The organism is Flavivirga aquimarina (assembly GCF_030540835.1).
In the GTDB taxonomy this organism is placed as follows: Bacteria; Bacteroidota; Bacteroidia; order Flavobacteriales; family Flavobacteriaceae; genus Flavivirga; species Flavivirga aquimarina.
In genome coordinates this window covers 1-335 of the sequence record NZ_JAUOEK010000174.1, presented here as the reverse complement: position 1 = coordinate 335, position 335 = coordinate 1, and the positions used below count along the sequence as shown (strand labels likewise).

The following is a 335-nucleotide window of genomic DNA, read 5'->3' as shown; positions in this document are numbered from 1 at the left end:
ATACTGTCGCTGCTCTAGAAGCTCTTGGGCTTGCTATTGCTGATAACTGTACTACAGATGCAAACCTTGTGGTGACTAACTCTGATAGTGCTACTGGTACCTGTCCAATCGTTGTTACTAGAACGTATACTATTACGGATAACTGTGGTAACTTCGTGACAGCTTCACAAACTATTAATGTGAACGATACAACATTGCCTACGGCTTCTAATCCTGCTAATATTACGGTTCCCGGTGGACCTGCTCCTGCTCCGGATGTAACAGTCGTTACGGATGAAGCGGATAATTGTACTGCTGTTAATGACATTGTGGTGACTCATGTATCGGATGTATCT

Annotated in this window: 1 protein-coding gene; it reads left to right on the top strand. The window is 43.6% G+C overall.

Features of this window, described 5'->3' with window-relative positions:
- Positions 1 to 335 (top strand): hypothetical protein (locus tag Q4Q35_RS18775; RefSeq protein WP_303279565.1); only part of this gene is annotated, 335 nt, incomplete at both ends.